The organism is Alsobacter sp., assembly GCF_059501845.1.
On record NZ_JCACDK010000017.1, the window covers coordinates 247,482 to 270,559 of the forward strand.

The following is a 23,078-nucleotide window of genomic DNA, read 5'->3' on the forward strand; positions in this document are numbered from 1 at the left end:
CCCTGTTTTCAGTTGGCCAGGTTGTCGGGGACGATCAGCGGCGTGTAGCCGAACACGCCGGCGCTGTCGGGATCGACGGTCACCCGCACGGCGTGCACCTCCTTGTCGCCCATCACCTGCAGCCGCATGACGTTCTTCATCGGCTTTCGCGACGTGTCCTTGAAGGGCGAGATGTCCAGCGAATGCACGTCGCCGGAGATCACCAGGACTGGCCTGCCGAAGGCCTTGGAGCCGCGCTCGACGGCCTTGATCGTGTTCACGAACCCGGAGGCGCGGGGAACGTCGGTTTCCGACTGTGCGATGTCCTGCGTGTCGGCCTGCCAGGCCAGCACGACGGCCTTGGCGCCCGTCTCCTTGGCCTTGGCGAAGGTATCATCGATCCAGGCGACGTTGGCGGGGTCACGGTCAAAGAACTCCGTGACGGTTTTCAGGTTGCCGGCCTCGAAATTGTTGTTGGAGCCGACCACGTGGACAGTGGCGAACATGACGCCGTTCTTTGTCCAGCGCGCATTCTCGACATAGGTGCCGAACTTGTCGGCCATCGCCTTCGACTGGCTCTCGACTGCCATCGGTGCCTTGCCCTGCGACTTGGCGGGGTCGGCAAAGAACATCGCGCGCACCCTGGCGAGGCGTTCCAGCGGGTCGAACTTGCCTGCCTTCTCCCGGTGGCAGTCCGTCCACTCATTGTCGCCGATCGTATAGACGAGCGGCTGCTCGAAGGTGCCAAACTCGTCCTTCACCTTCTGGAACGCCTCGTCGGTGCACGGCGTCGACCCGGACTTGATGTCACCGACATGGATCGAGAAGGCGGGCGCGCTTGAGTTGATGGCGCCGATCAGGCGCTCGAAGCGCTCGTAATCGCCGGGAATGGTATAGGGCATGTCTCCCAGGGCCACGAACTCGAACGTGTTCGGGCCCGCGGCGCGAGCGGAGACGACGCCGCACAGGAGGGCAGCCGCAACGGCCGTGGCAACGCGCAATGACTTCATCGTGGAAACCTCCGGAGCTGGCCAAGGCTCTGGAGTGCGTGCCGCCCATGACAGGCGGATGACGAAAGGCTGGACCCCGGGGATGCCGATGCAACGGGGCGCTGCACCCGGTGCAGTGTGCATGTGGACGTTGTCATCGGCTCGTCGCGTCGAGTTGAGAAGCGCGGCTGTCAAATTCGTGGAGAACCCCGATGAAGCTTGCCTATGCCGCCGCCCTGTCATTCCTGACGGTTCCGGCCATCGCCGCGCCGAACGTGCTGTCCTCGAAGCAGCCTTCCGCCTTCCCCGACGAGATCACGATGGTGGTCGAGATCCCTGCGGGCGGGAGCGTCAAGTACGAGACCGACACGGACACCGGCCAGCTCTTCGTCGACCGTTTCCTGTCGATGCCCATGGCTTATCCCGCCAATTACGGCTCGATCACACGCACCAAGGCTGCCGACGGCGACCCGCTCGACGTGCTCGTCTTCACGCGCCAGCCGGTGCAGCCGGGCGCGACGATGCGCGTGCGCCCGATCGGCCTCCTGAAGATGATCGACGGAGGCGACATCGACGACAAGGTGATCGCCGTCCCCGTCACCAAGCTCGATCCCACCTACGGCGCCATTGCGAAGATCGAGGATCTGCCTGCGGCCGAACAGGATCGGCTGCAGGCGTTCTTCCGTGTCTACAAGCAGCTTCCTGCTGGCAGCAAGGTGGTCGAGGTGAAGGGCTTCGACACTCCCGAGGCGGCGAAGGCGATGATCAAGGCCGCAGGCGAGCAGTTCAAGGACTGACCGGCGCATCCGGTCCGGGCGAGCCGGGAGGGAGCCAGCCTCCCGGCTCGCCACGCACAGTCAGGTTGCATGCATCAGGCCGTCTTGCCGCGCCGGGAAAGAACTGCGAAGGCAAAAGACGTGACAAGCGTGAAGGCGATGAAGATGACGCCCAGCGCGTTCAGCGCCGGCGTCAGGCCGAAGCGAAGCCGCGAGCCGATTTCGGTGACCAGCGTATACCCGCCGCCCACCGCGAAGATGGTCGTGTTGTAGTTCTCGAAGGACTGCAGGAACGCCACGACGGCAGCCGCAGCCAGGGACGGCGCGAGGTAAGGCAGCGTCACCCGGCGGAACAGCAGCCATGGCCCGGCACCGAGGCCGAGCGCCGCCTCCTCGAGGCTCGTGTCCTGCCGGGCGAGCCGTGCCAGCACCAAGAGCATGCAGTAGCTCGCGATGAAGCTCACCTGAGCCGCACCGGCGACGAAAAGGCCGCCGGGAATGCCGACCTGCCGCCAGAAGACGAGCGTCGACAGTCCGAGCACCACGCCCGGAATGAGGATCGGCGAGACGAGCAGGCTGTAGGCGAGGCCTGCAGCCTTGCCCGCGCCCCTGGCAACGACGAGCGCCCCGGCGACTCCGAGCGGGACGGAGACGGCGGTGACGCCGGCACCGAGCAGGACGGAGTTGATCAGGCCGCCGATCATGCGGTCATCGGCAGCAAGCTTGCCGAACCACTCAAGGGTAAACCCCTTCCAGGGAGTGAGGGCCGGATAAGGGAAGCTGTTGAAGGCCGCGGCCACCATCACCACCAGGGGCAGGAACAGGTAGACGAGGAACACCGTCATGTAGACGGCCAGGACGAAGCCCGCCGTTCGGCTGTCGTCGCGCGGTTTCATCGGATCATGTCCCGCACGGAGACACCCGTCAGCCGCATCGCGGCGCCGACGATGGCGAGGCAAACGACGAGCAGCACCACCGCATAGGCCGAGCCGATGTTCCAGTTCTCCGCCTCGAAGAACTGGCGGTAGATGAGCGTGGTGAACCAGTCTCCGCCGAGCCCGCGCGACAGGATCCGGGGCACTGCGAACGAGCCTGCCGCCAGCATGAACACCATGATGCAGCCCACCGCCATGCCAGGCCTGGCGTGCGGGATGACGATGCGCCGGTGGATGCGCAGCGTGTTCGCTCCCAGCCCGCGGGCTGCCTCGATCTGGCTCCTGTCCAGCGACTGCATGGCATTGAAGAGGGGGAACACCATGAACAGGATGTAGGTGTAGACGAGGCCGGCGAAGACGGATGCCTGACTTTCCAGGAAGGGAATGCCCTGATTTTTCGACAGGTCGAGCAGGCCAAGCCAATCGAGGATCGTGTTCAGCACGCCCTTGTAGTCGAGGATCATCATCCAGGCGTAGATGCGCAGCAGTTCGTTGATCGCGTAGGGAATGGTGAGGGCGAAGAGGAGCGCCGCGGTTACCCATTCCCGCTTGGCAGTCGCAGCCGCCCAGGCCACGGGGTAGCAGACGATGAGGGCGAGCAGCGTCACGATGGCGGCCGAGAGCAGCGTCTTCGCGAAGATCGCGACATGGGTCTCGCTCATGCGCGTGTAGTTCTGCAGGCCCCAGACCTTCACCGGCTTGACCTCGCCGCTCTCCATCTCTCGCAGGCGCGTCTCGAGCTCGGCGATCTTACCGTCGAGATCCGCTGCCACGGCTCCGGTGGCCGCCTGGCGGTCGAGCCTGAGGACAGAGAGGTCGTTGTACCCGCGGTCGATCTCGATCGTCAGTTCGCTCGCGGCCTTGGGCTGCTCCCACCGCCACAGCGACTGGACGACCATCAGCGCCTGCGGGAACAGGACGAGCAGCAGCAGCCATCCCGCCACCATGGTCCAGCACAGCACGGCCGCGCCACGGCCATAGGTGCGCGCGAGCGGGCTCATGCCGCCGCGCCCGCGGGAAACACCAGCGCGTCTTCCGGCCGGAAGGTCAGGCGGCAATCGCCCTCAGGCAGCTTCTGGGCATCGGTCATGCGCTGGACCACGAGAGAGGTTCCAGCCGCGTCGAACGTCAGGATCTCGTAGGCGCCCTCGAAGGCTCGCCGGATGGCGCTCGCCCGGATGCCGTCGCCCACGTCCGGGCCGGCGACCAGACGCTCGGGCCGCACCATCAGCTCCGCCTCGCCCCCGGCGACGACGGGCCCGACGGCGACGCCGCGCAGCGCGCCGAGCGGCGTGTCGAGTTCCGCGACGCCGCCTTCCGTGCGGGACACGCGTCCTCGCAGCACGTTCTGCTCGCCGACGAAGGTCGCGACGAAGGGTGTACGCGGCGCGCGGTAGAGCTCGTCCGGTGTGCCGACCTGCTCGATCCGCCCGCGGCTCATGACCGCGACGAGGTCGGACATCGCCAGCGCCTCGCCCTGGTCGTGGGTGATGTATAGGAAGGTGATCCCGGTGCGCTGCTGGATGCCCTTCAGCTCGGCGCGCATGTGCTGGCGCAGCTTGAGGTCGAGCGCCGACAGCGGCTCGTCGAGCAGCAGCACCGACGGCTCGACGGCGAGCGCGCGGGCGATGGCGACGCGCTGGCGCTGGCCGCCCGAGAGTGCGCCGGGCTTTTTCTCGGAGTGCTCGGAGAGCGCCACAAGGTCGAGCAGCTTCTCCGCGTGACGGCGGCGCTCGGCGCGGCCGACGCCCCTCGCCTCGAGGCCGAACGCGACGTTCTCCCACACGCTCATGTGCGGAAAGAGCGCCAGGGTCTGGAAGATCATTCCTGTCGAGCGCGCGGTCGGACCGAGGGAGGTGACATCGCGCCCGCCGATCAGGACGCGTCCCTCGCTCGATCCCTGGAAGCCCGCGACGACACGCAGGATCGTGGTCTTGCCGCATCCAGACGGTCCAAGGATGGAGAAGAAACGGCCGGCGGGGACCACCAGATCCGTGGGATGCAGTGCAGCGGTATCGCCGAACCGCACGCCGACCCGTTCGAGGCGGACCTCCTGGCCGATCATGTCCTGCTCCGAGGCAAGCGTCTGAAATGGAGATGGGCCCGGCGGGGGATACCGCCGGACCCGTCTGCGAGCTTCTGGCGAAAGCTCAGGCTTTCACGAGGTTGGTGATCTTCTCGACGTACTCGCCCCGGACCTTGCTGAAGTAGGCGGGCATCATCGGCCACCACCACAGCTTGTCGATCGCGTCACCCGGATAGGCCATGGCGGCGAAGGCCGTCTTGTGCGCGTCGTTGAGGTGCTTGTCGGCATCGACGGCGCACGAGTTGTAGCCGCTGGCGTTGGCGAATATGCCGCCGTTCTCCGGCTTGTACAGGAAGGCCACCAGGGCATAGGCCTGGTCGACGTTCTCGGCCCCCGAAGGGATGCCGAACGTGTCGGTCCAGGCGAGGCCGCCCTCTTTCGGCATCGTGTAGCGCCACTTCTTGTCGAGGTCGCGGTTCAGCAGGAGGCCCGTGGTGTCCCAGGTCTGGCCGATGACGCAGCCGGCGTCCTTGAAGGCGGCCGTCGCCTCGTTCGCGTTGTTCCAGAAGGCGCCGACATTCTTGCGGTTCTGCTCCAGGAAGGAGACGCAGGCGTCGAACACGCGGCGCGCCTCTTCCTCGCTCTTGTAGGGTGCGAGGCCCCTGTCGGTCTTCACCTTGCCCTCGGCGTCGAGCAGGATCGACAGACCTGCGAGGATCGACTTCGGGCGCAGCGCAACCTTCTTGTCCAGATTGGGCATCCAGAGGTCGGCGTAGGAGAGTTCACCGTAGCCCTTCTTGATCACGGAAGAATCATAGGTGACCGCCTCGGTGCCCCAGTCGAACGGCACGAGGTAACGCTTGCCGCGGTTGGCGGCGCCGAGCGTGAGGGAGTTGCGGTAGATTGCCGGGATCACGCGCGAGGCGTCGAACTTCTTCTCGTCGATCTCGCGGACAAGATTGTCCTTGTAGTAATTCGGTCCCGTGTCGATCGAGGGGAAAAAGATGTCAAACCCCTTCCCGCCGGCTGCGCGCAGCTTGTTCTCGATCTCCTCGTTGCTGCCATAGGTGGTGAGGTTGACCTTGATGCCGCTCGCCTTCTCGAAATCCGGGATCAGCGTGTTCTTGTCGAAATAATCGCCCCAGGCAGCGACGTTGACGCTGCCGGAAGATGCAAGTGCATCATGGGCGCGAAGCACCGCCGGCGCGGCGACGGCTGCGGCAAGGGCGCCCTTGAGAACAGTACGGCGGTCGATGGCGGACATGTGTGCCTCCTGATTGAAAACCGGAGACGCTGCTATCGGTGCGGTGCATGAAGTGGCTATGACACTTGCGCCGCACCTGTTGGTGTCTCTCTCCTTCGCTGCCGAACTCACCCGATCCGGCGCGGCGGGCTGGCGTAACGGGACGGCTCCAGCAGACGAAGATGCAAGGGACACGGCAGGAGCGGGGACATGATACGCGTCATTGGCTCACCCGATCTGCCTCGCCTGACGGCGATCATCGGTCGGACCGGGCTGTTTCCCCCCAATCTGCTGGGCGGCATGGCGGCGGACCATCTGGGGGGGAAAGACACGGACGAGATCTGGCTCACCTGCGACGAGGGAGGGCCTGTGGCCATCCTGTTTTGCGCACCGGAGAAGCTCACAGACGGGACGTACAACCTGCTGTTGATCGCCGTCGATCCCGACCGGCAGCAACAGGGTGTTGGGCGCAAGCTCTTCCAGGAACTGGAACGCAGGCTGTTCGCGAATGGCGGCCGCATGCTGCTGGTCGAGACGTCCGGCCTCGGCGAGTTCGAAGGCACCCGGAACTTCTACCGTAGCCTGGGCTTTTCAGAGGAAGCCAGGATCAGGGACTTCTACAAGGCCGGGGAAGACAAGATCGTCTACCGGAAGATCCTGTCGTAGCGTTTCCGCAGCTTTGACATCCATCTCCCAACCTTTCGGGGAGCCCCACATGCCAAGCAGGATACTCGTCCTCTACGGATCTTACAGGTCTGACCGTGCCGGGATCAGGCTCGCCAACTATCTCGTTCGCGAGTTGAGAGCGCGCGGCGAGGATGCCGAGCTTATCGACGCGAAGGCAGTTGGGCTGCCCATGCTCGACCGCATGTACAAGGAATTCCCGAAGGGCGAGGCCCCTGCGGCGATGGAGGAACTCGCCGGGAAGATCCGCGCTGCCGACGCGTTCGTGTTCGTCGTGGGCGAGTATAATTGGGGCGTCCAGCCTGGCCTCAAGAACCTGACGGACCACTTCCTCGAGGAGTGGTTCTGGCGGCCCGCAGCCATTGCGAGCTACTCCGCCGGACGGATCGCCGGAGCCCGCTCCGGCACCTCCTGGCACGGAATCCTCTCCGAAATGGGCATGGTCGTGATCTCGAGCACGATCGCCGTGGGGCCCATCTCAGACACGCTCGACGCGGAAGGCAACGCTGCGGGGAGCGCCGCGAAGGCGCTGGAACGCGCCTTTCCCCGCTTTGCAGACGATCTCGCCTGGTGGACGGAAGCCTGCCGTGAGCAGAAGGCCCGAAAGGCCCCGCCCTATTGAACGCCAGCCAGGCCCCGAAGCATGCCATCCGCCGGCCCGGAGACTGCCTGATCGCCGATCCCGGCTACCCCCCGGATCCCGCTACTATTGTCGCGCGATGGACGATGAGCCGCCGCGGAGGATGTACTTCTGGATTTTGCCCGTCGCCGTCTTCGGCAACTCGCTCAGAAAGCTGAACCATTGCGGCGCCTTGAAGTGGGCCATGTTGTCACGCGCATATTGCTTCAGTTCAGCTTCGGTCACGGAGGCACCCGGCCTGAGGACGACGAACGCGTGAGGCGCCTCGCCCCATTTGGGATGCGGCATGCCGACCACGGAGACTTCCTGGACCGCCTCGTGGCGAAGGAGGACTCCCTCCACCTCGACCGAGGAGATGTTCTCGCCGCCGCTGATGATGACGTCCTTGAAGCGGTCCCGGATCTCCACAAACCCGTCCGGGTGCACCACGGCGGCGTCGCCGGTGTGGAACCAGCCATCGACGATCGCCCGCTCCGTCGCCTCGGGGTCGTTGAAGTAGCCCGCCATGACCACGTTGCCCCGAACGATGATCTCGCCAAGGCTCTTGCCGTCGTGCGGGACGTCGACGCCGCCATCGCCCACGACCCGGATTTCCCCCGAGGCGACGAGTTCCACGCCCTGCCGCGCCTTGACCGTGCTGAGGTCACCGCGGTCGAGGCCGCTATGCTCCGGCCACTCCTCGGACACGAGGATCAGGGGTGATGTCTCGGTCAGCCCGTAGACATGCGTCACTTGCCACCCCAGCCCCTTCTCCACACGCTCGATCGTGACGGCCGCGGGCGGAGCGCCTGCCGTCAGCAGCCGGACGACCTGCCCCCTGGCGGGCGCGCGGCTTTCCTCCGGCGCGTTGGCGATGCCGATCAGGACAGTCGGAGCGGCGCAGAGCGTCGTCACCTTTTCCCGCCCGATCAGCTGAAAAATCGTAACCGGATCAACCTTGCGCAGGCAGACATGCGTCGCACCGCGGGCCGTGACGTTCCAGACGAAAGTCCAGCCATTGGCGTGGAACATCGGCAGGGTCCAGAGATAGGCGTCGGCGGGTGACATGGGGAAGTGGACGAGCGTGTTCAGCACGTTCAGGGCGGCGTTGCGGTGCGTGATCATCACCCCCTTGGGCTTCGCCGTCGTACCGCTCGTGTAGTTGATGGAGACGAGGTCATCCTCGTCGATGTCGGCGGGGCTGAACGCCGCCGGCGCCGCCGCCAGTTCGGACTCGTAGTCGAGCCAGCCCTCCCGAGCGCCTTCGAAGGCGACGAAGTGCTCGACGCCTGGAAGATCGCCGCGAATGCCGTCGACTGCGTCGATGTAGTCGGAATGCACACAGAGGACGCGGGCGCCCGAGTGCTGGACGATGTAGGCGAAGTCAGCTGCCGTGAGGCGGTAGTTTACCGGCACGGCCACCGCACCGATCTGGGGGATCGCGTAGAAAGCCTCGAGTTGCGCGTGCGTGTTGGGGGCGATCGTGGCCACGCGGTCCCCAGGCTTCACGCCGAGCCGCTGCAGGACGGACGACCACCGGTCACATCGGTCCATGAACTCGCGATAGGTGAGCCGCAGGTCTCCGTCGACGACGGCGAGGCGGTCCGGATAAAGCCTCCGGGCGCGGCCGGCATATGCGAGGGGGCTGAGTGGGACCTTCATCGGAGCACCTCCGCGGAGCGCAGCGTCATCCCGGGGCAAGGTCGACTGCTTTCAAAGACCGATGGATCGGCCGCTTGCGCCACGAATGTTGCCGGTTTCCGGCCTCATGGCAAACGTCGCCGGATCACCGCGGGTGGTCATGAGACACGACCGTTCGCGTTCGTCAGACCCGAGCGCCATCGCTCGCGGTTTGACCACGCTTTTGGCAATGGAGCGGGCGCTCATGCCAGAACAATCCCGCCATCGACGGACAGGGCGGCTCCGGTGATGTAGGCGGACTCGGACGGGTCGGAAAGGAAGAGGACGGACCGGGCGATCTCGGCATACCGCCCCTCCCGGCCCATGGGCACGAGCCGGGCGGCGCTGGCGGACCGTTCGGCCAGGCGTTCGGGCGAGAGCTCCTGCCGCCGGTCGGTCATGACCGCCTCCAGAAAGCCGGGGCAGATGCAGTTGGCCCTTATGCCGCGGCCGGCATAGTCCAGCGCAATGCTCTGGGTGAGGGATACGAGGGCGGCCTTCGAGACGTTGTAGGCCGTTTCCTGGCCGCTCGGCTTCAGGCCCGCCACAGACGCCGTGCAGACGATGGCCCCGCCGCCCTCGGCCACCATCACGGGGATCACAGCACGGGCGAAGAGAAACACGCCCTTCACGTTCACCGCCATGACGGCGTCCCATTGCTGCTCGGTCGTCTCCGTCACGGAGCGCGCGCCGAGCGGGTCGATCCCGGCATTGGCGAACAAGACGTCCACCCGGCCGAAACGGGCCACGGCGCGCCGCACGGCGTCCTCGGCGACAGCGGCCTCCGCAACACTCCCCGCCACCGTCTCGACGGCCGTGCCACCGGCGGCGAGGCGATCAGCCGTAACACGCAGGGCCGCAGCATCGAGATCGACGAGGACAAGCGACGCCTTCTCCGCGGCGAACTGGCGGGCCGCTTCGGCCCCGAGCCCGGACGCCGCTCCGGTGATCACGACCGATTTTCCCGCGAACCGGCCCATTTCACACCTCGAGTCCGGACAGCATTCTGCAAATGTCCTGTACACCAGTGAAACCAGAACTCCGGCACAGCGGAGCGGCTCCCCGGTTGTTCTCGCCCGCAATGACGCAGCTCGGCTGTCTGCAGCACCACAGTCCAACTCCGCCCGTTTCTAGTGGCTTTCACGCGGAACGGCGGCTCCCCGGCATCCGACAAGAAAGTCCAAATCAGCGCCACGGTCAGCCTGCAGGACGCGCTCGACGTAGAGGGATTGATAGCCGCCCGAGGCTGGCGGAATGGGCGTGATCCATTGGGACTGGCGAGCCGCGAGTTCGCCGTGTGGCACGTCCAGCGTGAGCGAGCGTTTCTCCACATCCAGGCTGATCATGTCGCCCGACCTGACAAGGGCGAGCGGTCCTCCGGCGGCAGCCTCAGGCGCGACATGCAGGACGACGGTGCCGAATGCAGTGCCGGACATGCGGGCGTCTGAAACCCTCACCATGTCCCGCACGCCTGTTGCGAGGATCTTGCGCGGGAGCGCCATGTTCCCCACCTCGGCCATGCCGGGATAACCCTTGGGGCCGCAGTTCTTCAGCACCATGACGCAGGTCTCGTCGATGTCGAGGCCGGGATCGTCGACGCGGGCCTTGTAGTCGTCGATGTCCTCGAAAACGACGGCGCGACCGCGGTGCTTCATCAGATGCGGGCTGGCGGCGGATGGCTTCAGCACGGCGCCGTGGGGAGCGAGATTGCCGCGCAGCACGGCGATGCCCCCGTGCGAAGTGAGCGGATCACTGCGTGGCCGAATGACCTCTCGGTCATAAACGACCGCTCCGGCGATGTTGTCGCCCATGCTGCGGCCGGTGACTGTGAAAGCGTCGAGGTGCAACAGGTCCGAGATCTCGTCCATGAGCGCTGGCACCCCGCCGGCGTAGCAGAAATCCTCCATGAGAAACCGGCCGGAGGGCATGAGATCGACGAGTGTCGGAACGTCGCGGCCGCATCGATCCCAGTCGTCGAGTGTGAGGTCGACGCCGATCCGGCCTGCGATAGCGATCAGGTGGATGACGGCATTCGTGGAGCCGCCGATGGCTCCGTTGACGCGGATGGCGTTCTCGAACGCCTCCTTGGTGAGCACCTTCGAAAGCCTGAGATCCTCGTGCACCATCTGCACGATGCGCCGGCCGGATAGCTGCGCCAGGCGATTGCGGCGCGCGTCAACGGCGGGCCAGCTTGCGTTGCCGGTGAGGGTCACGCCCAGCGCCTCGACCATGGAAGCCATGGTGGAGGCGGTGCCCATGGTCATGCAGTGGCCGGGGGAGCGCGACATCCCGCTCTCAGCCTGCATGAACTCAACCTCGTCGATGAGGCCGGCGCGAACGTCTTCGGAGAACTTCCAGACGTCGGTGCCCGACCCCAGAGTTCTGCCGCGGTGGCGCCCGTTCAGCATCGGGCCGCCCGAGACCACAAGAGCAGGCAGGTCGCAGCTCGCCGCGCCCATCAAAAGCGACGGCGTTGTCTTGTCGCACCCGGCCATCAGCACGACCCCGTCGATCGGGTTGCCACGGATGGCCTCCTCGACATCCATGGATGCCAGGTTCCGGAAGATCATCGCCGTCGGGCGCAGGTTCGACTCGCCGCAGGAGAAGACGGGAAATTCGACCGGAAAGCCGCCGGCTTCCCAGACCCCGCGCTTGATCCACTCGGCGAGCTGCCGGAAATGCGCGTTGCACGGGTTGAGATCGGAGAACGTGTTGCAGATCCCTATCACCGGACGGCCGTCGAAAAGATCGTCGGGATAGCCCTGGTTCTTCATCCAGCTGCGGTGGATAAAGGCGTCCTTGTCGTGCCCGCCGAACCAGGCCTGGGATCGCAGCTTGCGGGTCATGGTACGCGCTCCTGATGCGCAGACGCCGCCGGGAACGGGCCGAGAGCGGCGGCATAGCGGGCGATACAGTCGAGCCCGAAAGGCGTCGGGCGCAGGGCCGGCGCCCGGTCGTGGACGTCGATCCCCGCTCGCGCCGCGAATAGCCGCTTGCCGTAGCAGATCAGCATTTCGAGCGACTGCATTGCGAAGGTGATCGCGGGCAGGATTTCCGCATAGGCCTTCTCGGCCTCGCCGATTGCACCGCCGCGATAAAGCGCCATGGCCGTCGCAGCATGGTCAGCGATGTCGGGGGCGAGCACGAAGCCCTCGACCCCGGCACGGAGATTGTCGATGAGCTCGAGGCCGCCGCGGCCATTGAACACGCGAATGCGCCCCTCATTGTGGGCGATGACCCTCTCGATATCGACGGCCGCCATCTCGCCCTTGAGCAGGCGAATGTTGCCGTGCCTCGCCACGAGCTCCGCAATCTCGGCCGCGGACAGTCCCCGGCCCATATAGGCCGGCGCGTTCTGGATGGCGACGGGAAGGCTCGTAGCGTCTGCGACGCGCCCGAAGAAGGAGATGTATTCGGCCGGCGCGAAGACACCCACCATGGGGGGCTGCAGGATGATCCAGGACGCTCCGGCACGCTCGGCCGCGCGCAGGAGATCGACCTGTTCGGCGACCGAGCTTCCCGACACCGTCACGCCGAGCGGCAGGCGTCCCGCGAGGTCCTCGGCCGTCCACTCGACGAGCGTGACCTTCTCCCGCAGCGTCAACTTGGAGGCTTCCGTCGCGAGACCCAGAACGGCGACCCCCGCCAGGCCAGCGTCCGCGCAGAGCTGCGTCTGGAGGCGCATGGCGTCGCGATCGAGCCGCTCCTGCGCATCGAAGAAGGCGTAGAGGATGGCATGGACCCCAGGATCGCTCACGGCCAGTCTCCCTCCGTTACTTTGTCGCGCCCAGGGTCAGGCCGCGGATGAGCTGCCGCTGGAACACCAGCACGAAGGCGAGGACGGGCGCCAGCATCACCACCGCTGAAGCAGATAGCTTGCCCCAGTCGATCTGCTGGTAACCGACGAAGGAGTACAGCCCCACCGGGACCGTGCGGATATCGTCGGCGAGCACCAGCGTGAACAGAAACTCGTTCCAGGAGAACAGGAACGACAGGATCGCGACGGCGGCCATGCCGGGCAGAGCGACGGGGAGGCAGATCTGCCGGAACGCCTGGAACGGGGTGGCGCCGTCTATGAAGGCGGCCTCCTCGAGCTCGCCGGGCAGATCCTCGAAGAAGCTCTTCATGAGCCAGACCACGATCGAGATGTTGATCGCCACATGGGCGATCACGAGGCCCACATAGGTGTCGATCAGGCCCGTCGAGACGTAGAGCACGAAGAACGGGATCAGCATCGCCACCGGGGGCGTCATGCGCGTGGACAGGATCCAGAAACCGAAATCGGCATTGCCGCGGAAGCGGTAGCGCGCGAGCACATAGGCGGCAGGCACTCCGAGGATGAGAGCCGCCGCGGTCGACGCGCCGGCCACGATTGCGGACGACTTGAAGTAGCCCCACACCTCGGCGCTTCCGAGCACGGCGACGTAATTGTCCCAGACCGGCGTGAAGATGAAACGGGGACGCCGTGCGATGGCATCGACCTGCTGCTTCAGGCTCATGGTCGCCAGCCAGTAGACCGGGAAGGCGCACCAGAGCGCAAAGATCCACAGCACCAGGCGGCGGATCCAGGGAGCGACGAGCCGCCACGTGCGGGTCGCGGGCGAGACCGGGCGGAGGCGTCCGGTCCGGCTTTGCGGTGTTGCCGGAAGTGCCGGGGCGCTCATCACAACGCCGCCTTGGGCCTGAAAAGGTCGATGCGGCGCAGGAAGGCCTGGCTCAGGGAAAGAATGAACACCAGCATCACGATGGCAAGCGCGGCCGCGTAGCCCATCGAGAGAAACTCGATCCCCTGCTTGTAGGCGAGCAGGTTCAAGGTCCGGGTGCTGATGCCCGGCCCGCCTCCCGTCAGGACGAAAATGATGTCGAACGTCTTGAAGGCGTCGATGGCGCGGAACACGAGCGCGATGGCGAGATAAGGAAACAGCATCGGCAGCATGTGGTGGAACACGATCGCGAAAGGACCGGCACCGTCCATCTTGGCGGCTTCGAGCGGCTCCTCGTCCATGGCGGCGAGGCCGCCCATTGCGACCAGCATGACGAAGGGGGTCCACTGCCACGCGTCGACCATGACGAGCGAAGCGAGCGCCATGCTGGGTGAGCCGAGCCAGTCCTGAGGCGGAAGACCGACCGTGCGCAGCAGGTGGTTGAAGACGCCCAGCGTGGGGTTGAGCATGATTCTGAACGTGAACACGGCGGCGACCGGCGTCACGGCGAGAGGCACGAGGTAGACGAGCCGCAGGATCGGCACGGCCCGCACTTCATGGTGCAGGAGGATGGCGATACCGACGCCAAGCACGAGTTCCACGCCAACGGCCACGAACGTGAAGACCGCGGTGATGCGCAAAGCTGTCCAGAACTCCTCGCTCGTGAACAGCCGGACGTAGTTGTCCAGCCCGACGAAGTCGATCGCGTCCGGTGCCGTCAGGGAATAGTCCGTGAACGAGAAGATGACGCTTGTTACGAACGGCGCCACGGTGAGGCCCGCGATGAGGATGGTCGCCGGCGCCAGCATCAGCGCGATGAACCTGCGCCGGTCGCCCATCGCGGTCGACGGCATGGCGGATCCGCGCCGCGCCGGTGGGGCAGCCGGCTCCCGCAAGGGAGCCGGCACCTTAGGATCGAGGTTCAACCCAGCGCCTTCTGGACCTTGGCCGCGGCGTCGTCGAGCGCCTTCTGCGCGTCCTTGGCGCCCGTGGCGACTTCGTTGACGGCGACCGCCAGCGGATCGAGGATCTGCGGCCCCTTGGGATGGAACCATGTCGCCTTGAAGAGCGCACCGTCGCCGGCCTTCAGGCTGTTCATGGCCGCGTCGGCCGCATCCGCCCCAAAGCGGTCGCGGAAGGCGCTGGACGCCCATGCGGAGGCGCGCGGGGTGGCCAGACCCGCGGCCGCGGCAAGCATCGCCGTGGGCTTCGAGTTCGCCCAGGCGAGGAACAGGAACGCCGCTTCCTTGTTGGCGGAGCGCGAATTGATGCCGGCGGTCCAGTGCCACATGTTCGGCTTGATCGGCTTGTCGTCGGCCTTGGGCAGCATCGCGTAGACGACCTTACCCGCGACGGTGCTCTTCTTGGGATCCGCGATGTCGGTGGCAAAGTTGCTGCTGTCGCAGCCCATCGCGGTTGCACCCGCCATGAAGTCGTTGAGGCACTCGGCCCACTGGTAGCTGCTGATGCCGACCGGCCCGGCCTCCCGCAGGAGCTTTCCGTACATGTCGACCGCCGCCACTGCCTCCGGCTTGTTCATCGCGACTTTGCCGTCGAGGTCGATGATGGCTCCGCCATAGCTGAAGACGAAGCCGCCGACAGGCCACGTGCTGTCGCCGGTCGACTTGGCGCGCATGGCGATGCCTGCTGCGTCAGCGGACTTCAGCGCCTTCGCAGTCTCCAGCAGGTCCGCCATGGTGGACGGAGCCTTGAGGCCCTTGGCGTCCAGCATGGTCTTGTTCATGAACAGGATCTGGGACTCGGCCGTAATCGCCATCAGATACTGCTTGCCGTCCGACCATTTCTGGAACTCGCGGGCGGACGAAAACACGTCGTCAGCGTCCCACCATGCCGGATCGAACATCGCCTTGTTGGCGACGAAGGGATCGAGCGGCTCGAGCCAGCCGGCCTGGATCGCCTGCCCGATGGCCCACACCATGTAGAGGTCCGGCGTGGCGCTCTTGGCGCCCAGCTTGACTGGAAGCTCGGCTGTGTACTCGGTCTCGGCCTGGGTCTGCACCTTCACCTCGATCCCGGTGAGGCGTGTGAAGTGCGGAATGAGCGGGACGATGGCGTTCATCCAGGGATGCTGGACGCCCGCCAGGACGATCGATTTGCCCTTTTGCTGCTGCCAGTCGATGGCCGCCTTGGTCCACTGCCCCTTGAGGTCGTCGAAGGCCTCGGCCGACCACACCGGCGTTCCGCTGGCGCCGATCAGGCCCGCCCCGGCCAGGATGGCCGATGATCGAAGAAGGCTTCTTCGATCGATTCTCAGATGGAGCCCGCGGCCTGCACCCGATCCGAAACCCCTCTTCATGTCGTCCTCCCTGGGTCCGTTGCCGGACGGCCAAATCCTCTCCCCGCCAAACCACTCACTTGCCCCTTATGGACCGGGCACATGTAGGATTTGACGGAGGGCAGGATGGGACTTTATCCATCAGGAAGTCAAGGCGTGCCGGCGCAGTGGACGGTAGCCCCGGACAAGGAGGGACGGCGTGGCCGAAGTGGCGTTGCGGGGTGTCGAAAAGCGGTGGGGATCTCTCGCTGCCGTGCGAAATCTGGATCTCGATGTCGCCGACCGGGACTTCCTCGTTCTTCTGGGGCCGTCCGGCTGCGGCAAGACTACTACGATGCGTATGATTGCCGGCCTGGAGACCGTCACCGCGGGCGACATCCTGATCGACGGACAGCGCGTCAACGACCGTCCCGCGCGGGACCGCGACATCGCCATGGTGTTCCAGAACTACGGGCTGTACCCCCACCTCACGGTCGCCGGCAATATCGCCTATCCCCTTCGGTTGCGGCGCGTGCCGGAACCGCAGCGGAGCCGCCTCGTCGAGGCTGCCGCCGCGAAGGTCCATCTGGATGGCCTGCTCGAGCGGCGTCCGAAGCAGCTGTCGGGTGGTCAAAGGCAGCGCGTCGCACTGGCGCGGGCCATCGTGCGCTCGCCAAACCTGTTTCTGATGGACGAGCCGCTGTCCAATCTCGACGCGACGCTCCGCGTATCGATGCGGGCCGAACTCAAGCACCTGCACCACGAGTTGCAGGCAACCGTCATCTACGTCACGCACGACCAGATCGAGGCCATGACGCTGGCCACGCGTGTCGCCGTCATGAACAGGGGCGAACTTGTGCAGCTGGGGTCGCCCGAGACCATCTACGGTGACCCCGCTACCCTCTTCGTCGCGGGTTTCATTGGTTCGCCACCCATCAACCAGATCCGCGGCCGGCTGGTCGACGGCGTCCTGCAGGCCGGCGCGTCGCGCATCCCCGGCTTCCCGCTGGGCATCGGAGGCGAGGTCGTCGCGGCGATCAGGCCGGATCTCGTCACGCTTGCGGTCCCGGTTGAGGGCATCCTGTCCGGGCGGGTCTTCTCGGTCGAGTACACCGGCTCGGCGGTACAGGTGACAGTCGCGACCGCCGGGGGCCTCGTCACGGCAATGTCGGGGCTTGCCCACCGGCCGAGCTTCGACGAAGAGGTCGGATTACGGTTTCCCGTCGAGAACTGCTTCCTCTTCGATGCATCCACCGAGATCCGGCTTCGGTTCTGACAAGGGCGTTCCATGGCCTACGACTACATCATTGCCGGCGGTGGTTCCTCGGCCTGCGTCGCGGCGACCCGTCTGGTCCGCGATCATGGCTGCAGGGTCCTGCTGATCGAGCGCGGGCCGGCACGTTATGCGCGGCTGATGCGCATGCCGGCCGGCTACATGAAGTATCTCGGCCGCGACGACTTCCTCGAAATGCACAAGGCAGTGCCGCAGAAGCAGCTCGACGGCCGGGCTCCGATCGTGCCGCAGGCCCGCGTCCTCGGCGGCGGCAGCTCGGTGAACGCCATGGTCTACATGCGTGGCCAGCGCGAGGACTACGACGCATGGGACGCCCTTCTCGGCGGCGGCACCGGCTGGTCCTACGCCGACATGCTCCCCCACTTCACCGGAATGGAGCGCAACTCCAGGCTGAACAACGTCTTCCACGGCATAGGCGGTCCCCTCCAGGTGTCAGATCCCGGCTACATGGCCGAGATGACGAAAGCCTTCCTGCTCGCCGCCCAGGGGTGCGGGATCGCATACAACCCGGACTTCAACGGCGAGCGACAGGCCGGCGTCGGGCCGATGCAGAACACGTTCGGCCCCGGCCCTTCGGGGCGGCTGGAGCGCTGCGATGCCGTCCGGGCGTTCCTCTCGCAGGTCGATGGCGATCCGAAGCTGACCATCGTGACGGATGCTACCGTCACACGCGTCCTCTTCGAGGGCACGCGGGCCATCGGGGTCGAGTACGTCGCTGGCGGCCAGCGCGTCGAGGCGCGGGCCGATGCGGAGGTACTGGTCGCGACTGGAACCTACAACACCGCGAAGCTGCTGATGCTGTCGGGGCTCGGTCCGGCGGAGGACCTGGGCCGGCACGGGATCGCCGTCCGCGCCGACCTTCCCGGTGTCGGCCAGAACCTGCAGGACCACCACGAGGTGCCCGTCATCGCAAGGACGCACGGCGCGGTGGGTTATTTCGGCGAGGACCGCGGCTGGCGCATGGTGCGCAACGGCCTGCAATACCTCGCCTTCGGCACGGGACCCGTGACCACAATCGGCGTGGACTGCTGCGCCTTCTTTGATCCCGACGGCGGCGAGCGCCCGACCATCCAGCTCTACTGCGCCCCCATCGTGTACCTCGACCGCGACATCACGGACATGAAGGCCACCCATGGCGTGACCCTGACGTCCTGTCTGCTGCGGCCCAAGGCGCGCGGCTCAGTGCGGCTGGCCTCCGACGACCCTTTCGCCAAGCCCCTTGTCGACTCCAACTTCTTCGGCGAGCCCGACGATCTGCGCCTGACCATCGCCTCGATGCGGTTCGCCCGGAAGCTGCTGGCCACGGATCCCGCGGCTGCCCTTGTCGCCGGCGAGATGCTGCCCGGTGATGCCGCCTCCACCGACGAAGAGCTCGCGGCCTTCTGCAAGAAGACCGTCAAGACCAATTATCATCCCGTGGGCACGGCGCGGATGGGCAGGGACGGTGATCCCCTGGCAGTGCTCGACACCAGGCTGAAGGTCCGCGGCGTCGAGGGCCTGCGCGTCATCGATTGCTCCGCCATGCCGCTGATCCCCTCGGGAAACACCAACGCGCCCGCCCTGGCCATGGGCGACAAGGCCGTGGCGATCATCATGGGCGAGACGACCACTCCCGCGACGCTGCCCTCCACCGGCACCCGGGGCTGAAAGCACGGCGGTCAGCTGGCGGTATGCGTCTTCGGGCAGGACGAGGCGAGATGAACGAAGAAATGCTCGGGACACGAATGGCGGCCGCGCACGCGACCGCGGGACGCTCCCTCGTGAGGATCATGGTGGACCAGCTCGGCCACGCGATCGTCACAGGCGTCCACCCGCCAGGCTCCGCCCTGCCCAAGGAATCGGACCTCGCCGTGGCATTCGGCGTGGGCCGCAATGCCGTCCGCGAAGCGATCAAGATCCTCGCCGAGAAGCGTCTCATCCGGCAGGAGCGGCGGACGGGCATCTCCGTCCTTCCCACGCCGGAATGGAACCACCTGGACCAGGACATCATGCTCTGGAGCCTGGAGAACGAAGCTACGCGTGACGCGCTCGTCGACGAGCTCAGTGCATTGCGGGTGCTGATCGAGCCGGAGGTCGCGGCGCTGGCCGCCGTTCATGCCACCGGGGCGGAAATCGCCAGGATCTTCGAGGCCCTTGAACGCATGGAGGCGGCGAAAGGATCTCCGGCGGGCGTGGAAGCCGACATCATGTTCCACCAGCGCCTGTTCGAGGCGAGCCACAACAAGCTGCTGATGAGCCTCGTCCGGACGGTCACGGCCGTGCTGCGGGCGAACTTTGCGCTTGCCATCCAGGTGAAGGAGGACACGCTCCTCTACCTGGCAGAGCATCGGCGGGTGGCGGAAGCCGTCCTGCAACGCAGGCCGTCCAAGGCCCGTGCGGAGATGCGGGGGCTCCTCGACAACAATGCGCGGCACCTCGCCCACATGCGAAGCGTTCGAGGGGCTATCGAGGCTCGCCCGTAGCGGGCTTCAACCAGTCGGCGCGTTCTCGATCCAACGGGGACCGCGGGCCGGCTATGTCGCGGAGAGGGAGGGGCTGGACGCGCTTGAGCACACCAGAGGTTTTGCTCATTGTTTGGTCTAGCCATGGCGCGGCGGCTGTGGTTCATTTTCGTAGCGTAGTTGCGCATTGGCATGCGACAGAGGCGTCGATGCCCTGGCAGAGAAGCCAGACCGTGGCCATCCGCTCACAGGGCGGATGCGCCGGTTTAGTCCTCAGCAGCAGCCAGAGCACCCATGACGCGCAGCCCCGACAGGCGGATCACGCTCGACTCATCCCGTATCGTCGATGAGCCATATTTTCGGCCCGTGGCCGACGAGGTGCAAGTCTTCGCCGCCGCCTATGCCAGCCGGCTGCCGGTGATGCTGAAGGGACCGACGGGATGCGGAAAGACCCGTTTCGTCGAGCACATGGCGTGGCGGCTGGAGCGCCCTCTCATCACCGTCGCCTGCCACGAGGACATGACGGCGGCCGACCTCGCCGGACGGTTCCTGCTCTCGCCGGAGGGCACGCAGTGGCATGACGGCCCGCTGACCCAGGCGGTGCGCCATGGCGCGATCTGCTATCTCGACGAGATCGTCGAGGCCCGCCAGGACACAACGGTGGTCATTCATCCGCTGACGGATGCCCGGCGTGTGCTGCCGCTCGACAAGCGCGACGAGATGGTCGCGGCGCATCCCGACTTCCAGATGACGATCTCCTACAACCCTGGCTACCAGAGCGCCGTGAAGGACCTGAAGGAATCGACCAAGCAGCGCTTCGTCGCCATCGAGTTCGGCTATCCGCCGGCCGCGATCGAGGCGGAGATCGTCATGCGAGAAGGCGGCGCTGACAGCACGATGGCGGCGCTGCTAGTCGACATCGCCGAGCGCTCGCGTGCCCTGCGCGGCCAGGGCCTCGACGAGGGAGCCTCGACCCGGATGCTCATCCACGTGGCCCGGCTGGTGGGGCACGGGGTCTCGCTGTCGCAGGCCGTCCAGTCCAGCATCATCTTGCCCATCACCGACGACCGCGAGGTGCGCGAGGCACTTTCGGACGCCGTCGCCGCCTGCCTGCCCTGACGGGCGCGATGGCCCGGCTCGCCCTCCTCGAAACCGATCCGTCCAGCGCGGTGACGCGGCTGCACCTGCTGGTGCGCCAGCGCGAGGCGCTGCGGGACGCCTTCCGTCCCGCCTGGGACGTGCTGGCCCGCCACCTCGACGCGGCGGACCAGGAGGCGTGGAGCGATGCGGCGCTCGCGCTCGTGCATGTGAACGCCGGTGCCGAATGCCTGAAGGCCTGCTGGACAGCCTCCGCCGCGATCGCCGAAGCGGGCGGGAACGGCCGGGCACTCGCCGAGGGGCTGCACGCGGGCGCGGATGTCTGCCGGCATGCTGGCGCGGCCGCCGCGCGACTGTGCTTCGATGCATGGCCGCAGGCGCATCGCCTCGCTGACGGCGCGCCCGGCCCGTGGTGGCGGGCGCTCCTCCTTCTGGCGCAGCGGGGGCGGGAAAGCCTGCCTCACGCGGTGGGACTGACCCGGCGCATCCTCGAGGAGGGCGGGCCGGGCCTCTTCGCCACCTTCGTCGCGGCAGGGCTCAAGCATGGTGGCGGCGACAAGGCGCGGCGGCAGGGCTTCTTCTCGCTGGAGGATCCGGCAGCACTGCGCGTGCTGGCGCAGGCCGGCGAGGGCCTCGCGAACGAGGAGCGCCGCCTACGGCTTTTCGGCCGGGCCCTGTGGGGGTTCGCGCCGTCCCTGCGCGGCATTGATCCCGTGCCGGGCCAGCCGCCGCCGCGGCGCGTGTCGCTGGCCGGGCGGCTCATCCGCATGCCGCACTCATGGCCCGGCATTCCCGCCGCCCAGGCGCCGCGGCTCTACCGCGCCGCGCTTGCGCACGCCACGGCGCACCTGGCTTTCGGCGGCCCGCGTTTCGCGGTGGGGCAGCTGAAGCCGCTGCAGCTCGCCCTCATCGGCCTCGTCGAGGACGCACGCGTGGAGGGGCTCGCGATGCGCCGCTATCCGGGGCTCCGGCGGCTTTGGGCGCCCTTCCACGTGGCGCAGGCCAGCTCTGCCTCGGCAACAGCCCCCGCGCTCATGGCTCGCCTCGCCCGCGCGCTGTTCGATCCGGGCTTCGAGGATCCCGACGGCTGGGTGGCCAAGGGCGTCGCCCTTTTCCACGCGCAGGGGGAAGGGCTGGAGGATCCGGCGCTGAGCCGGCGCATCGGCGGCCTGCTGGGCAACGACCTCGGCCAGATGCGGGTTCAGTTCAACGCGCGCACCTATGTCGTCGAGCCTGCCTATCGCGACGACGGGCTAGGCCTGTGGGACCATCCCGATCCACCGGACACGCCGCCCGAGGAGATCGAAATGGCGGTGGAGGCGGCGCGCATCGAACGGCGCGAGGAGGACAGGGAGGACGCCCGCGCCGACCACACGCAGCCGCCGAATGCCGAGCGTCGCGGCAAGGCGCGCCAGCGCGACGCGGACGCGCGCGGCCATATGGTCGCGACCTATCCGGAATGGGATCGCGCCGCCGGGGTATTGCGGCCGGACTGGACGAGCGTGCGCGAGGTCGCGCCCCGATTGGGCGAGCCGCGGCTGATCGAGGCACTGATGGAGCGCGAGAGCGCCCTGCTCGGCCGCGTGAACCGGCTTGTGCGCAGCGCCCGCATAGGAAGGGCCACGCGGCTGCGGCGGCAAGCGGAGGGGCATGACTTCGACCTCGATGCCCTGATCGAGGCCGGGGTGATGATGCGCGCCGGAATCATGCCGGACGACAAGGTGCACCGCTCCTCGGCACCTCTGGAGCGCGACATCGCGGTGGCCGTGCTGATCGATGTGTCGATGTCGACGGCCGACCGGATCGAACCGGACGGTCCCAGCATCCTCGACGTGGAGCGCACGGCCGTCGCCGTGCTGGCCGAGGCCATGGCCGCGCTGGGCGAGCGCTTCTGCCTGATGGCTTTCTCGTCCGATGGGCGGGAGGACGTGCGGGTGACGACCGTCAAAGGCATCGGCGAGGCCTATGGTCCTGCCTGCAAGGCGCGGCTCGTCGGCCTCACGCCGGATGCGTCGACGCGCCTCGGCGCCGCCCTGCGCCATGCTGGCGCGGCTTTGGCGCCCATCCGTTCGCACCGCAAGCTCGTGATCGCCCTGACCGACGGGGAGCCGAGCGACGTCGACGTCCCCGATCCCGCGGACCTCGTGGAGGATGCGCGACGGGCGGTGCTGGAGCTGCGCGGGCAGGGCATCGACGCTTTCGGCGTGACGCTCGACCCGCAGGGCGTGGGATCGGGACCTGTCGTCTTCGGGCGCGCAAACCACATGCCTGCGCGCCGGCTTGAGGACCTTCCGCGCCGGCTCTCGGACCTCTATTTCAGGCTGGCGCGGCGCTGA

At 66.8% G+C, this 23,078-nt stretch carries 20 protein-coding genes; 8 read left to right on the plus strand and 12 right to left on the minus strand.

Translation table 11 applies throughout. The features are described 5' to 3' along the window. Positions 1–8 precede the first annotated feature (8 nt). Positions 9–989, minus strand: a complete 981-nt coding sequence (locus AC5JCN_RS14655; protein ID WP_495755807.1) for a hypothetical protein — start codon at positions 987–989, stop codon at positions 9–11. A gap of 191 nt (positions 990–1,180) precedes the next feature. Here AC5JCN_RS14655 and AC5JCN_RS14660 point away from each other — a divergent pair, with 191 nt between their 5' ends. Further along, the gene (locus AC5JCN_RS14660; RefSeq protein ID WP_495755808.1) at positions 1,181–1,765 is read left to right on the plus strand and encodes an inorganic diphosphatase; all 585 of its coding nucleotides are present in this window, start codon (positions 1,181–1,183) and stop codon (positions 1,763–1,765) included. A 74-nt stretch (positions 1,766–1,839) separates the two neighbouring features. Here the strand turns inward: AC5JCN_RS14660 and AC5JCN_RS14665 are convergent, their stop codons facing one another. The 4 genes from AC5JCN_RS14665 to AC5JCN_RS14680 all read right to left on the minus strand — a co-directional run bounded on the left by AC5JCN_RS14665 (position 1,840) and on the right by AC5JCN_RS14680 (position 5,969). Next, positions 1,840–2,640 (minus strand): ABC transporter permease, encoded by an 801-nt coding sequence (locus AC5JCN_RS14665; RefSeq protein WP_495755809.1) that lies wholly within the window; start codon positions 2,638–2,640, stop codon positions 1,840–1,842. Continuing rightward, complete coding sequence (locus AC5JCN_RS14670; protein WP_495755810.1) at positions 2,637–3,680, minus strand: ABC transporter permease; 1,044 nt, start codon at positions 3,678–3,680, stop codon at positions 2,637–2,639. The genes AC5JCN_RS14665 and AC5JCN_RS14670 overlap by 4 nt, the downstream gene beginning before the upstream one ends. Further along, positions 3,677–4,744: an ABC transporter ATP-binding protein gene (locus tag AC5JCN_RS14675; protein ID WP_495755811.1), complete on the minus strand. Its 1,068-nt coding sequence runs from the start codon at positions 4,742–4,744 to the stop codon at positions 3,677–3,679. Before AC5JCN_RS14675 ends, AC5JCN_RS14670 begins: the two co-directional genes overlap by 4 nt. Positions 4,745–4,829: 85 nt before the next feature. Then, the gene (locus AC5JCN_RS14680; RefSeq protein ID WP_495755812.1) at positions 4,830–5,969 is read right to left on the minus strand and encodes an extracellular solute-binding protein; all 1,140 of its coding nucleotides are present in this window, start codon (positions 5,967–5,969) and stop codon (positions 4,830–4,832) included. Positions 5,970–6,158: 189 nt separating this feature from the next. Here AC5JCN_RS14680 and AC5JCN_RS14685 point away from each other — a divergent pair, with 189 nt between their 5' ends. Both AC5JCN_RS14685 and AC5JCN_RS14690 read left to right on the plus strand, forming a co-directional pair. After that, complete coding sequence (locus AC5JCN_RS14685) at positions 6,159–6,614, plus strand: GNAT family N-acetyltransferase (protein ID WP_495755813.1); 456 nt, start codon at positions 6,159–6,161, stop codon at positions 6,612–6,614. 49 nt (positions 6,615–6,663) lie between these two features. Beyond that, a complete protein-coding gene (locus tag AC5JCN_RS14690; protein ID WP_495755814.1) occupies positions 6,664–7,254 on the plus strand; it encodes an NADPH-dependent FMN reductase in 591 nt (196 codons plus the stop codon). An 84-nt stretch (positions 7,255–7,338) separates the two neighbouring features. On the opposite strand, the gene AC5JCN_RS14695 is transcribed toward AC5JCN_RS14690, so the two are convergent. The 7 genes from AC5JCN_RS14695 to AC5JCN_RS14725 all read right to left on the minus strand — a co-directional run bounded on the left by AC5JCN_RS14695 (position 7,339) and on the right by AC5JCN_RS14725 (position 15,951). Next, positions 7,339–8,913 carry a long-chain-fatty-acid--CoA ligase gene (locus AC5JCN_RS14695; protein WP_495755815.1) on the minus strand — a complete coding sequence of 525 codons (1,575 nt, stop codon included), beginning with the start codon at positions 8,911–8,913 and terminating at the stop codon, positions 7,339–7,341. Between the two features lie 221 nt (positions 8,914–9,134). Beyond that, positions 9,135–9,911, minus strand: coding sequence for an SDR family NAD(P)-dependent oxidoreductase (locus AC5JCN_RS14700; protein ID WP_495755816.1), 777 nt, complete (start codon positions 9,909–9,911; stop codon positions 9,135–9,137). Between the two features lie 150 nt (positions 9,912–10,061). After that, on the minus strand, positions 10,062–11,777 hold the full coding sequence (gene araD / locus AC5JCN_RS14705; protein ID WP_495755817.1) for an L-arabinonate dehydratase: 1,716 nt from the start codon (positions 11,775–11,777) through the stop codon (positions 10,062–10,064). Further along, positions 11,774–12,688, minus strand: a complete 915-nt coding sequence (locus AC5JCN_RS14710) for a dihydrodipicolinate synthase family protein (protein ID WP_495755818.1) — start codon at positions 12,686–12,688, stop codon at positions 11,774–11,776. The genes araD and AC5JCN_RS14710 overlap by 4 nt, the downstream gene beginning before the upstream one ends. A 16-nt stretch (positions 12,689–12,704) precedes the next feature. Further along, positions 12,705–13,595, minus strand: a complete 891-nt coding sequence (locus tag AC5JCN_RS14715; protein ID WP_495755819.1) for a carbohydrate ABC transporter permease — start codon at positions 13,593–13,595, stop codon at positions 12,705–12,707. Then, positions 13,595–14,488: a carbohydrate ABC transporter permease gene (locus AC5JCN_RS14720; RefSeq protein WP_495755820.1), complete on the minus strand. Its 894-nt coding sequence runs from the start codon at positions 14,486–14,488 to the stop codon at positions 13,595–13,597. Before AC5JCN_RS14720 ends, AC5JCN_RS14715 begins: the two co-directional genes overlap by 1 nt. A 68-nt stretch (positions 14,489–14,556) precedes the next feature. Beyond that, the gene (locus AC5JCN_RS14725; RefSeq protein WP_495755821.1) at positions 14,557–15,951 is read right to left on the minus strand and encodes an extracellular solute-binding protein; all 1,395 of its coding nucleotides are present in this window, start codon (positions 15,949–15,951) and stop codon (positions 14,557–14,559) included. A gap of 178 nt (positions 15,952–16,129) precedes the next feature. Here AC5JCN_RS14725 and AC5JCN_RS14730 point away from each other — a divergent pair, with 178 nt between their 5' ends. The 5 genes from AC5JCN_RS14730 to AC5JCN_RS14750 all read left to right on the plus strand — a co-directional run bounded on the left by AC5JCN_RS14730 (position 16,130) and on the right by AC5JCN_RS14750 (position 23,078). Next, positions 16,130–17,185 (plus strand): ABC transporter ATP-binding protein, encoded by a 1,056-nt coding sequence (locus AC5JCN_RS14730; protein WP_495755822.1) that lies wholly within the window; start codon positions 16,130–16,132, stop codon positions 17,183–17,185. A 12-nt stretch (positions 17,186–17,197) separates the two neighbouring features. Next, positions 17,198–18,850, plus strand: a complete 1,653-nt coding sequence (locus AC5JCN_RS14735; protein WP_495755823.1) for a GMC family oxidoreductase — start codon at positions 17,198–17,200, stop codon at positions 18,848–18,850. A gap of 50 nt (positions 18,851–18,900) precedes the next feature. After that, entirely contained in the window at positions 18,901–19,665 is a 765-nt protein-coding gene (locus AC5JCN_RS14740; protein WP_495755824.1) for a FadR/GntR family transcriptional regulator, read from the plus strand. Between the two features lie 273 nt (positions 19,666–19,938). Continuing rightward, a complete protein-coding gene (locus tag AC5JCN_RS14745) occupies positions 19,939–20,763 on the plus strand; it encodes a CbbQ/NirQ/NorQ/GpvN family protein (protein WP_495755825.1) in 825 nt (274 codons plus the stop codon). A gap of 8 nt (positions 20,764–20,771) precedes the next feature. Beyond that, a complete protein-coding gene (locus tag AC5JCN_RS14750; protein ID WP_495755826.1) occupies positions 20,772–23,078 on the plus strand; it encodes a nitric oxide reductase activation protein NorD in 2,307 nt (768 codons plus the stop codon).